6 protein-coding genes are annotated in these 12063 nt (G+C 66.5%); all 6 read left to right on the top strand.

Going from position 1 to position 12063, the window contains the following annotated elements:
* Positions 1 to 73: 73 nt before the first annotated feature.
* Positions 74 to 1270: a CaiB/BaiF CoA transferase family protein gene (locus CHB88_RS12855; RefSeq protein WP_089399777.1), complete on the top strand. Its 1197-nt coding sequence runs from the start codon at positions 74 to 76 to the stop codon at positions 1268 to 1270.
* On the top strand, positions 1267 to 2205 hold the full coding sequence (locus CHB88_RS12850; protein ID WP_089399726.1) for a hydroxymethylglutaryl-CoA lyase: 939 nt from the start codon (positions 1267 to 1269) through the stop codon (positions 2203 to 2205). Before CHB88_RS12855 ends, CHB88_RS12850 begins: the two co-directional genes overlap by 4 nt.
* Before the next feature lie 22 nt (positions 2206 to 2227).
* Positions 2228 to 3631: a 3-isopropylmalate dehydratase large subunit gene (gene leuC / locus CHB88_RS12845; protein WP_089399725.1), complete on the top strand. Its 1404-nt coding sequence runs from the start codon at positions 2228 to 2230 to the stop codon at positions 3629 to 3631.
* Complete coding sequence (gene leuD, locus CHB88_RS12840; protein ID WP_089399724.1) at positions 3631 to 4266, top strand: 3-isopropylmalate dehydratase small subunit; 636 nt, start codon at positions 3631 to 3633, stop codon at positions 4264 to 4266. The genes leuC and leuD overlap by 1 nt, the downstream gene beginning before the upstream one ends.
* Before the next feature lie 76 nt (positions 4267 to 4342).
* Positions 4343 to 5266 (top strand): LysR family transcriptional regulator, encoded by a 924-nt coding sequence (locus tag CHB88_RS12835; protein WP_089399723.1) that lies wholly within the window; start codon positions 4343 to 4345, stop codon positions 5264 to 5266.
* A gap of 320 nt (positions 5267 to 5586) precedes the next feature.
* The coding region (locus tag CHB88_RS12820; RefSeq protein WP_176442451.1) for a beta strand repeat-containing protein at positions 5587 to 12063 on the top strand (6477 nt) is incomplete at its 3' end.

The raw sequence follows: 12063 nt of genomic DNA, 5'->3' as shown, positions 1-12063 counted from the left end.
AATCACGACTTTGGGCTGGTCTGAACGGGCTGCACACTTCGACCACTTACTTTGCATTCCAGCCATGAACGACATGACCCAGCAAATTCTCTCCGGCATCAAGGTGCTCGAACTCGGCCAGCTCATCGCCGGTCCTTTCGCCGCCAAGACCCTCGCCGATTTCGGCGCGGAAATCATCAAGGTCGAGACGCCCGGCGACGGCGACCCGCTGCGCAAGTGGCGCATGCTGCACAACGGCACCTCGGTCTGGTGGCAGGCGCAGTCGCGCAACAAGCAATCGGTCTGCATCGACCTGCGCCAGAAGGAAGGCCAGGCGCTGGTGAAGCAGCTGGCGGAGTCTGCCGACGTGATCATCGAGAATTTCCGGCCGGGAACCATGGAGAAGTGGGGCATGGGCTGGGAAGATCTGCACCGCCTGAACCCGAAGCTGATCATGCTGCGCGTCTCCGGCTACGGCCAGGACGGTCCCAAGCGAGATGAACCCGGCTTCGCCGCCATTGCCGAAGCCATGGGCGGCATCCGCTACATCACCGGCGAGCCCGGACGGGTGCCGGTGCGCGCCGGCGTCTCCCTCGGCGACACCATCGCCGGCCTCCATGGCGCGCTCGGCATCCTGCTCGCGCTGTACCAGCGCGATGCGCGCGGCGGCCTCGGCCAGATGATCGACGTGGCGCTGTATGAATCCATATTCAATCTGACCGAGAGCCTGCTGCCGGAATATTCCGCCTTCGGCGCGGTCCGCAAGCCGGCCGGCGGCGCGCTGCCCGGCATCGCGCCGTCCAACGCCTACCGCTGCGCCGATGGCGAGTACGTGCTGATCGCCGGCAATGGCGATTCCATCTTCAAGCGGCTGATGACGGTGATCGGCCGCCAGGACCTGGCCGACGATCCGGCCCTGGCGCGCAACGACGGCCGCGCCGCCCGCGTCGCCGAGCTGGATGCCGCGATCGAAGCCTGGACCGCCGCCCGCAGCATCGACGCGGCCCTGCAGCAGCTCACCGAGGCATCGGTGCCTTCCGGCCGCATCTACTCCGCCAGGGACATCGCCGAGGACCCGCATTACCGGGCGCGCGGCGTGATCGAAAAGGTGCGCTCCGCCGACGGCCTGGAAGTCGACGTGCCGGGCATCATCCCCAGGCTGTCGGGCAACCCGGGCGCCATCCATGCGCGCGGACCGCAGCTCGGCGAGCACACCGACGCCATCCTCAAGGACGCCGGCCTGACGCCGGAGCAGATCGCCATTTTGAAAGAGAAGGGAGTGGTGGCATGAGCGACCGCATCGAAATCAACGAAGTCTCGCCGCGCGACGGCCTGCAGATGGAAAAGGCCTTCGTGCCGACCGAGAACAAGATCGCCTACATCGACGCGCTGTCAGAATGCGGCTTCGCCTGCATCGAGGTGACCTCCTACACCTCGCCGAAAGCCATTCCCACCCTGGCCGATGCCGACGCGGTGATGGCCGGCATCAGACGCGTGCCCGGCGTGCGCTACACCGCCCTGGTGCCCAACCTGCGCGGCATGGAGCGGGCGGTGGCGGGCAGGCCGGACGAGATCAACCTGGTGATGTCGGTCAGCGAGACCCACAACCGCGCCAACCTGCGCATGACGCGCGAGCAGTCGGTCGCCGGCCTGCAGGAAGTGCTGCGCGAAGCGGACAAGATCGGCCTGCCGTGCAATGTATCGCTGTCCACTGCCTTCGGCTGCCCCTTCGACGGCGAGATCGACCCGGCCGAGGTGCTGCGCCTGGCGAAGGCGCTGGCCGATTCCGGCGCCGCCGGCATCACCGCCTGCGACACCACCGGCATGGCGCATCCGGCCCAGGTGAAGCAGGTGTCGGAAATGCTGCAGAAGGACCTGGCGATACCGGTCACCATCCACCTGCACAACACCCGCGGCATGGGCCTGGCGAATGCGCTGGCCGCCTACGAAACCGGCATCCGCCGCTTCGACGCCGCTTCCGGCGGGCTGGGCGGCTGCCCCTACGCCCCCGGCGCAAGCGGCAACGTCAGCACCGAGGAACTGGCGCACATGTTCGCCTCCATGGGCGTGGATACCGGCGTCGATGTCGAGAAGCTGCTCGGCGTGGTGCGCACCCTGTCCGGCCTGGTCGGCCGCAATGTCACCAGCCAGCTGGCCGAGGCCGGCACCCGGCTGCGCCGCTACGCGCCGCCTGCCTGGCTGGCGGAGAAATTCCCGCAGGCCTGACGCGCCATCAGAGGAGACAACCATGGCAACAACGCTCTACGACAAACTGTGGGAGCGGCATGCGGTGCACGTCGAGGAAGACGGCACCACGCTGCTCTACATCGACCGCCACCTGCTGAACGAGGTAATGAGCCCGCAAGCCTTCGAAGGCCTGCGCCTGAACGGCCGCAAGGTGTGGAACATCAAGTCCACCCTGGCGGTGGCCGACCATAACGTGCCCACCACCGATCGCAGCGGCCCGATCGAGGACCCGGTGTCGCGCCTGCAGGTGGAAACGCTCACCAGCAACTGCGGCGCCTTCGACATCGAGGAAATCGGCATGCGCGACGCGCGCCAGGGCATCGTGCACGTGATCGGGCCGGAGCAGGGCATCACCCTGCCGGGCCTGACGGTGGTATGCGGCGACTCGCACACCTCCACCCACGGCGCCTTCGCCTGCCTCGCCTTCGGCATCGGCACCTCGGAAGTGGAACATGTGATGGCGACCCAGACCCTGCTCGGCAAGAAATCGAAGAACATGCGGGTGCGCTACGACGGCGAGCTGGCGCCGGGCGCCACCGCCAAGGACATGGCGCTGGCCCTGATCGGCGAGATCGGCACCGCCGGCGCCACCGGCTATGCGATCGAATACGCCGGCGAGGCGGTGCGCGCACTTTCCATGGAAGGCCGCATGACGCTGTGCAATCTCACGGTGGAAGGCGGCGCCCGCTGCGGCATGGTGGCGGTGGACGACAAGACCATCGATTACCTGCGCGGCCGCGCCGGCGCGCCCAAGGGCGAGCAGTGGGAGCGGGCGGTGAATTACTGGCGCACCCTGAAGAGCGACGACGATGCCAGCTTCGACCGCGAGGTGGTGATCGACGCCAGCAGGATCAAGCCGGTGGTGACCTGGGGCACCTCGCCCGAGATGGTGGCCACCATCGACGGCCGGGTGCCGGACCCGGCGCAGGAAGCCGACCCGGTGAAGCGCGACGGCATCGAACGGGCGCTGGCCTACATGGGCCTGAAGCCGAACACGCCGATCACCGACATCGGCGTGGACGTAGTGTTCATCGGCTCCTGCACCAATTCCCGCATCGAGGACCTGCGCGCCGCCGCCGCCGTGGTGCGCGGCCGGAAGGTCGCCGCCAGCGTGCAGCAGGCGCTGGTGGTGCCGGGCTCCGGCATGGTCAAGCGCCAGGCCGAGGCGGAGGGGCTGGACAAGGTCTTCATCGAGGCCGGCTTCGAGTGGCGCGAGCCGGGCTGTTCCATGTGCCTCGGCATGAACGCCGACCAGCTTCAGCCGGGCCAGCGCAGCGCTTCCACCTCGAACCGCAATTTCGAAGGCAGGCAGGGCGCCGGCGGGCGCACCCACCTGGTGAGCCCGCAGATGGCGGCCGCGGCGGCGATCGCCGGGCATTTCGTGGATATCAGGGAGTGGCAGTAATGGAAAAATTCACCACCCATGCGGGCCTGGTGGCGCCGCTGGACCGTGCCAACGTCGACACCGACGCCATCGTGCCGAAGCAGTTCCTCAAGTCGATCCGCCGCTCCGGCTTCGGCCCCAACCTGTTCGATGCCTGGCGCTACCTCGACATTGGCCAGCCCGACCAGGATTGCAGCGGCCGGCCGCTGAACCCGGACTTCGTGCTCAACCAGCCGCGCTACCAGGGGGCGTCCATCCTGCTGGCGCGCGAGAACTTCGGCTGCGGCTCCTCGCGCGAGCATGCGCCGTGGGCTTTGGCCGACTATGGCTTCCGCGCCATCATCGCGCCGTCCTTCGCCGAAATCTTCTTCAACAACTGCTACAAGAACGGCATCCTGCCCATCGTGCTGCCAGAAGACGAGGTCGAAACGCTGTTCCGCGCGGTGGAAGCCGCGCCCGGCTTTTCGCTCGACATCGATTTGCCATCGCAGACCATCCGCCTGCCGGGCGGCCGCGCCATCGGCTTCGAGGTCGATGCCTTCCGCAAGTATCGGCTGCTCAACGGTCTGGACGACATCGGCCTGACGCTGCGCCATGCGGACAAGGTGAAGGCCTACGAAGCCCGACGCAGGCAGGAAGAGGACTGGGCGTTCTAAGCGTTTAATCGCGGGCCGAGTTGTGCCAGAATGCCGCCATCGCGCGGCGTCGTGCCGCGCCCCTCGGGATCTCGCCTTGAATATCGCTCGCTTCGACCTGGTCACGCTGGAACTGTTCGTCGCCGTCGCCCGCTGCGGCAGCATCACCGGCGGGGCCAACCAGTGCCACCTCGCGGTGGCGGCGGCGAGCAAGCGCATCTCTGACCTCGAGGCCCATCTCGGCGCCAGCCTGCTGTACCGGCATGCCAGCGGCGTCAAGCTCACCGAAGCCGGCCATGTCTGCTTCCAGCATGCGCTCGGCGTGCTGGAAGGCGTGCAGCGCATGTCCGGCGCCATGTCCGACTATGCCGCCGGCGTGCGCGGCCAGATCCGCATCTGGGCCAACACCTCGGCCATCACCCAGTTCCTTCCCGACGACCTGAGCGCCTTCATGCGCCAGCATCCCGGCATCCGCATCGGACTGGAGGAGCGCAACAGCGTGGAGGTGGTGGCGGCGCTGCGCGAGAACCGGGCCGACATCGGCATCTTCGCCGAGCGCACCCGGGCCGACGACGTGGCAGTGTTCGAGTACCGGCGCGACCAGCTGGTGATGGTAACGACCAGGGATCATCCGCTGGCGCAGCGCAAGAGCATTTCCCTGTCCGATGCCGTCGACTACGACTTCGTCAGCCTGGCCGACGCCACCTCGCTCGCGGAGCGCCTGCATGCGGAGAGCATCCGGCTCGACAAGCCGCTCAAGCTGCGCATCCAGGTGCGCAGCTTCGACGCCCTGTGCGGCATGGTGAAGGCCGGGCTGGGCATCGGCGTGCTGCCGCAGCTCTCGGCGCAGCCGCATGTGCGCTCCATGGGATTGAAAATGATCAGGCTGGAAGATGCCTGGGCCAAGCGCACGCTGCTGCTGGCGCTGCGCGACATTCGGGCATTGCCGCTGCCGGTGCGGCTGCTGGCATCCGCGTTGAGTGCGGAAGCGGCGCAGACGCTTGCATCAGCCAACGCTTAACCCCATCCGCCTTCCTCGAGACAAGCGGCCGCTAGCAGCGGTCGGGTCCATTACACGAGTTTCCCTTTCGAAACTTGCAAGCTCGTTTACCTAATATTGCTATCAAAATGGCATCAATGGAGGCTTTTCGCGTCCGACCTGTGTGTTATTTCCGAAACTAATAACCTTTAACCGGTAAGCAAATACCACAAATTGTTGTATCGCAAATTGATACATGTTAATTTCTTGAGCGCAATAAAGGTGGCTTAAAAAAAGAATTCGGGGAGATGTTGATTTGCCCTAAGTGCTGCCGCATTCAATTAATTCACTTAGGAGAAAACATGCCTTCCCCCAAAAAGCCCCTGATCGAGCTCAACTTGGCCAAACCCGTCCTTCCGGCATCGGACCGATCCCTCAAAGCGGGCAAGAAGCGCATGCCGTTCAAGGGCGAGGAAGGCATGGCCGATGTGGCGGAGCATCTGGACGCGGCGCTCGAACCGGGCGCGGCTTTCGCCGATTCCCCCGTCATGCTGGCACAAGCTGAAGCAGCGGTTGTTCAGGCGGTCACTGCCGAGGCGGCGGGCGCGGCCAGTACAGCAGGTGCGGCAGGTGCAGCAGGTGCAGCAGGTGCAGCAGGTGCAGCAGGTGCAGCAGGTGCAGCAGGTGCAGCAGGTGCAGCAGGTGCAGGCGCGGCCGTTGCCGCCAGCGCCCTCCCTGCGCTCGGCGCAGTAGCCGCGGCGGGCGCGGTAGCTGCTGCAGCAGGAGGAGGCGGTGGTTCGACCCCGACGCCGACACCAACGCCAACGCCAACGCCAACGCCAACGCCAACGCCAACGCCAACGCCGACGCCGACGCCAACGCCGACGCCGACGCCAACGCCGACCCCGACCCCGACCCCGACCCCGACCCCGACCCCGACGCCGACCCCGACGCCGGCACCCACTCCGTCGCTCACGATCACGGATGACAAGACCGGCACCGTTAACGGCGGCGATGGCGATGTCACCTACACCTTCACGTTTTCCGAGGCGGTCACCGGATTTACCGCCAGCGATGTCACCGTCGCCAATGGCACCAAGGGCGCTTTCCAGCAGACCGGTGCGACGACCTACACCCTGGTGGTGACGCCGGCGAGCGGCTTCGAAGGCAATCTCACGGTGAATGTCGGGGCCGGGGCGGCAACCGGCGCGGCCGGCGGCAGCAGCCTGGCCGCCGCGCAATCCGTGCAGGCCGTCGATACCAAGCAGCCCACCGTGGCCATCAGCGACGACCGCAGCGGCACCGTCATCTCGGGCGACATTACCTACACCTTCACGTTTTCCGAGGCGGTCACCGGATTCACCGCCAGCGATGTCACCATCGCCAACGGCACCAAGGGCACTTTCCAGCAGACCAGTGCGACGACCTATACCCTGGTGGTGACGCCCGATGCCGGGTTGGAAGGCAACGTCACGGTGGATATCGCCGGCAGTGTCGCCGTCGATGCCGCCGGCAATGCCAATGCCGCCGCCACGCAGGCGGTGCAGGCCGTGGACCTGGTCGCGCCGACGATCAGCTCGATGAGCGCGGCCCAGAGCACGGTCGAACTCGTGTATTCCGGCACTCTCGATGCCGGCCACAAGCCGTCAGCGGGCGATTTCACCGTCAGCGTGAACGGCACCGCGCGCGGCGTGACAGCGGTGGATGTCGTCGGCAACAAGGTGCTGCTCACGCTGGCCACTCCCCTGGCCACCGGCAACACGGTGAGCGTGACTTATACCGACCCGACCTCCGGCGATGATGCCAACGCCATCCAGGACGCGGCCGGAAACGATGCGGCCACCTTCACCAGCGGCCTGGTGGCCGACGGTTATGTGCGCGGCGCCAGCGTCTACATCGACACGAACAACAACGGCGTGGCCGATGCCGGCATTGACTATTTCGTCGGCGTGACCACGGATAGTGGCAATTTCTTCCTCAAGTCGGACGCGCCCAGCGGCACCATCATCGCCATCGGCGGTGTCAACATCGATACCGGCGTGGCGAACACCGTGGCGCTCAAGGCGCCGGCCGGCTCGTCCACCATCAATCCCTTGACCACGCTGGTGCAGGCGGTGGTCGAGCAGCAGGTGGCGGCCGATCCGAACCTCACGGTGGACGCCGCCTTGATTGCCAGCGCCTCCTCCACCGTCGCCGATTCCCTCGGACTGACCGCCGGACTGAACGGCACCAGCCTGCTCAACTATGATCCGATCGGCGCCAACAACGTCGACGCCCAGAAGGCGGCCGCGCAAGTGGCGACGGTGGTGGCGCTGGCATCGGCATCCGATCCGACCGCGGCCAGCACCGTCATCGGCAACATGGCCACCACCCTCCAGGCGGCCGGAAGCAGCGGCACGACCGTCAACCTGGCGGATTCGAGCACCCTGAGCGCGGCGCTGGGCGGCGTCAGTGCCAGCGCCGAAGTGCAGAGCGCCATCGCCGATGCAGCGGCGGCCATCGACAGCGCCACCAATCTGAGCAGCATCACCAGCGCGCAGAGCCGGTACCTCGACACCGTCGCGCCGGCGCAAGCCAGCCTGAACACGGCGGCAGTCACCAATGACACCACGCCGACGGTGCGGGTGAGCTTCAATACCACGAATACCGACGGCAGCGCGGTGATCGCGGGTGACACCCTGGTGCTCAAGGCGGACGGGCAGACGGTCAGCAGCGTACTCACGCTGAACGCCGCGGATATCGCCGCCGGCTACAAGGACGTCGAACTGACCACGGCGCTGACCGACGGAAGTCATGAGCTGAGTGCCGTCCTGACCGATCAGGCGGGCAATGCATCGCCTTCGCCGACAGCCTCGGTCGTCATCGACACGCAAGCGCCGCTGGCGCCGAGCATCGGGACCATCGCCGGCAATGATGTCATCGGCATCGGCGAGCAATCGTCGACGATTTCCGGCGCGGCGGAAGCCGGGGCGACCGTCAGCCTGACCCTCGGCGCCAATACCCGCACCGTCACGGCCGACGGTTCCGGCGCCTGGAGCTATGCACTGACCGGCGCCGACATGACTGCGCTGGGCCAGGGCAACGCCACCGTGAGCGCCACCGCGACCGATGCCGCCGGCAACGTCAGCGCCACGGCCACCCGCGCCCTCCGGATCGACACGGTTGCGCCGACCGCCGCCATCGCCATCACCGGGGCGGGCGACAACGTCGCGCCCAATACCGGCAACGTGGCCGACGGCGGAGCCAGCAACGACAATACGCTGGAACTGACCGGCACCATCAGCGGCGCGCTTGGCGGCGATGAGGTGGTGGCCATCTACGACGGCAGCGTGCGCCTGGGCGCCGCCACCGTGACAGGCAACGGCTGGACGTTCACGACCTCGAGCCTGTCCAACGATTCGCACAGCTTCAGCGCCCGCGTCGAAGATGCCGCCGGCAACCAGGGCAGCGCCAGCCAGTCCTATGTCGTCACGGTCGATGCATCGGTGCCGGCTGCAACCGCAACCATCACCGGCGCCGATGACGATGTGCTGGAATTCACCGGCAACGTCGCAAGCGGCGGCAGCTCCAATGATCCCGCGCCCACGCTCAGCGGCACCATTGCCGGTACGCTTGGCGAAGGCGACCTGGTCGTGATCTACGACGGTGCCGTCAGGCTTGGCTTCGCCACCGTTTCAGGAACGGACTGGACCTACGCCGCCAGCAATCTTGCGGATGGCACGCATCGCTTTACCGCCGTCGTCGAGAACGCCGGCGGCAACCAGGGCACGGCCAGCGGCACCTACCTGCTCACTGTGGACACGGCCGCTCCTGGCACGCCGACCATCGCCGCCGTGGCGGGCGACAACGTCGTCAATGGGAGCGAGCAGTCCGCACTCATTTCCGGCGCGGCCGACGCGGGCAGCACCATCAATCTTTCTATCGGCGGCAATATCCGCTCCGTCACCGCTTCGAGCAGCGGCACCTGGAGCTATGCGCTGACCGGCGCGGATATCACCGCCATGGGCCAAGGCGCGGAGACAATCAGCGTGACCGCAGTGGACGCGGCCGGCAATGTCAGCGCCGCCACTACACGCGAGATTTCGGTTGATACGTCGGCACCGAATGCGCCGACCATCAACGCCGTCACCGCCGACAACAAGATCAATGCCGCCGAACTGGCGACCACGATCAGCGGCAGCGCCGAGGCCGGCGCGCGTATCAGCCTGACCCTGGGCGATGGCAACGTGCGCATCGTCACCGCCGATCAGTCCGGCAACTGGAGCTATGGTTTGCAGGCGGCCGACATTTCCGCGATGGGACAGGGAGCGGAAACCATTCGCGCCGTCGCCGCCGACGCAGCCGGCAATGTCAGCAGCGCCGCCACCCGGGACATCACGATCGATTCCGTGGCCCCGACCATGTCGGCGTTCTCCCTGGCCAGCGTCAGCGACACCGGCACGATCGGCGATGCCCGCTCCAGCGTCACCCAGCCCAGCTTCGTGGTCACTGCCGAGCAGGGCGCCGTTCTCGCCATCGATCTCGGCGACGGCAGCGGATTCCGTGCCTTGGCTCAACCCGGTACCGGACAAGCGCAAACCATCCAGGCGCCGGTTGGCTATGTCCAGGACGGCACTTACCGGATTACGCTGCAGGCGACCGATGCCGCCGGCAATGTCACGCAGCGCAGCGGTTCCTTCATCCTTGACAGCAACGCTCCGGCGATGCCGGTCATCGCTGGCATTCTCGACAACGTCGGCGCCATTACCGGCGCGCTCGGCAACGGCGCCGTGACCGACGATGCCGTGCTCACGATCAACGGCACCGCCGAAGCCTATGCCAAGGTTGAAGTCTTCAACGGTTCCGAATCCCTCGGAACCGTCACCGCCGGATCCAACGGCGCCTGGACCTTCACCACCGCTGCTCTGGCCAACGGCACCAGCTATGCTTTCAATGCGAAGGCGACCGACGCCGCCGGCAATGTCAGCACGGCGACCGCCAGCCGGACTGTCACCGTCGACACCAGCGCGCCGGGAACGCCTGTCATCAACGCGGTGACGGCGGACAACGTCATCAACCAGACCGAACAGGGCTACACCCTGACGGGCACCGCCGAGGCGAATGCCACCGTCAAGCTGACGCTCGGCGGCATGGAGAAGCAGATCACCGCCGACGCCGATGGCGCCTGGAGCTATACCCTGCAGGCGGCGGACCTCACCGCCATGGGCCAGGGCGCGGAAACGATCAGCGCCGTCGCCGTCGACGCAGCAGGCAACGTCAGCGCCCCGGCATCCCGCACGATCAATGTCGACACCATCGCGCCGACCACGCCCACCATCGCCAGCGTCGCTGGCGACAACCTGGTGAGCGCGGCCGAAAAAGCACAGGGCGTGGTGGTCAGCGGCACGGCGGAAGCCGGCGCGACGGTCAATGTGAGTTGGGGCGACGTCACCAAGTCGGTGACCGCAACCAATACGGGCTGGAGCGCGAACTTCGGCGCCGGTGACATGCCGGCCGATGGCGCGAGCAGCATCACCGCCATCGTGGTCGATGCGGCTGGCAACCAGAGCGCCGCGCAAAGCCGAAACGTTCAGATCGACAGCAGCGCTCCCAGCCTAGTCGATGCGGCGGTGAACGGCAATATCCTGGTCCTGACCTTCGACCAGACGCTTCAAATCGATCCGGCACAACCCATCCGGCCTTCGCTGTTCAATGTCAGCACCTCCAACGGCACCGTTACGGTCGGCGCAGTTGATGTCAGCGGAAGCAAGATCACGCTGGTGCTGAACGCCTCCATCCCGAACGGCGCCACCGTCAACCTGTCATACGCCGATCCCACCTCGGGTGATGACGCCGGCGTGGTGCAGGATCCGGTCGGCAACGACGCCGCTTCCCTCAGCAGTGTGGCGGTGACCAACAACAGTGAAATATTCAGTAGCATCACCAAGATCGACTGGACGCGCGAGCTGAGCGATTCGGTGCTGGCGGGAAGCGGCGACGAGATCGTGCTGCAGGTGCACTTCAACGGCCTGGTGGCCATCACCGGCACGCCGCAGCTGGCGCTGACTTTCGTCGACGACAATGGCATCAGCCATACCGCGCAGGCAACCTACCAGCCGTACGAGGGTGCCGGGCAGTACCAGAACTCGATGCTATTCAAATACACGCTGCAGGCTGGCGACGTGGGCAAGTACCATGTCGGCAGCATCAACCTGAATGGCGGCAGCATCACCGAACTTCCCGGCATCGGCGGACTCCCGGTCGACCTGGCGCTCACGCAGTTCAACCTGCCGATCACGGCTGGCACCTACGTCTATGGCGGCGTGGTGGAAGGCGCCACCGGCACGGCGGGCAACGACCTGCTGTTGACGTATGAAACCAACCCGGCCAGCGCGCCCACCAACGGCGTGTATGCCGGAGTGGACGGCGGCGCGGGTGATCGCGTCATCCTGGTGGTGCCGGTGGTGGTGACCGGTGTGAGCCTGGACGTGGCCGGCACCTACAGCCTGCGCTACAACGCCGGCAGCAACACCATCGATGCGGTCAACAGCAGCGGCACGGTGGTCAAGACCATCACCGTACCTACTAGCGCCACCTACCCTGCCAACGTCGAGACCCTGCTGTACCACCTGGTGCTCGACACCGGCAGCGGTTACGAGCCGGTGGACGTGGTGGCCGACATCCGCCTGAGCAAGACGGCGCTGACGGTAGCCGACCCGCTCAATGCCAACGACATTTTCCGCCAGGGCACGCTGGGCGCCGACACCCTCGACCTGTCGACCGACACCAGCACCGGCACGCGTTATCTGGTGCGCGGCGGCGCCGGCAACGACACCATCACCGGCCATGCCGGCTTCGAT

It is taken from the genome of Noviherbaspirillum humi, assembly GCF_900188095.1.
Taxonomy (GTDB): domain Bacteria; phylum Pseudomonadota; class Gammaproteobacteria; order Burkholderiales; family Burkholderiaceae_D; genus Noviherbaspirillum; species Noviherbaspirillum humi.
This window is presented reverse-complemented; position numbering and strand designations above follow the sequence as displayed.